Origin of the sequence: Acinetobacter sp. 1542444, from assembly GCF_000581835.1 — a bacterium.
Classification (GTDB): domain Bacteria; phylum Pseudomonadota; class Gammaproteobacteria; order Pseudomonadales; family Moraxellaceae; genus Acinetobacter; species Acinetobacter pittii.
The window spans coordinates 1-829 of sequence record NZ_JEYA01000022.1 but is presented as its reverse complement, the minus strand read 5'-3'; the positions used below and the strand labels follow the sequence as shown (position 1 = coordinate 829).

Genomic DNA, 829 nt, shown 5'->3' with positions numbered 1-829 from the left:
CTGATGGTCCACACACCATTACCGTGACTGCAATAGACCCTGCAGGCAATGCGGGTACAGATACAGCAGTGGTAACAATTGATACCACCGCACCAAATGCACCTGTACTTGATCCAATCAATGCAACTGACCCAGTGAGCGGTACAGCAGAACCTGGTTCTACAGTGACTGTGACATATCCTGATGGCACCACTGCAACAGTCGTGGCAGGCACTGACGGAACATGGTCAGTACCAAACCCGGGCAATCTGGTGGATGGCGATACGGTTACAGCAACAGCCACTGACCCTGCAGGCAATACTTCATTGCCAGGTACAGGCACAGTCTCTGCCGACATCACACCGCCGGTGGTTGCACTTGATGATGTGTTAACGAACGACAGCACACCAGCACTCACTGGTACAGTGAACGATCCGACAGCAACAGTGGTTGTGAACGTGGATGGTGTTGACTATCCGGCAGTGAACAATGGTGACGGCACCTGGACGCTTGCAGACAATACACTTCCTGCATTAACTGATGGTCCACACACCATTACCGTGACTGCAACAGATGCAGCAGGCAATGCAGGTACCGATACAGCAGTGGTGACGATTGATACCACCGCACCAAATGCACCTGTACTTGATCCAATCAATGCAACTGACCCAGTGAGCGGTACAGCAGAACCTGGTTCTACAGTGACTGTGACATATCCTGATGGCACCACTGCAACAGTCGTGGCAGGCACAGACGGAACATGGTCAGTACCAAACCCGGGTAACCTGGTGGATGGCGATACGGTTACAGCAACAGCAACTGACCCTGCAGGCAATACTTCATTGCCAGG

1 protein-coding gene is annotated in these 829 nt (G+C 52.5%); it reads left to right on the top strand.

Annotated elements, in window-relative coordinates:
* Nucleotides 1-829 (top strand): Ig-like domain-containing protein (locus J580_RS23605; protein ID WP_416202040.1); only part of this gene is annotated, 829 nt, incomplete at both ends.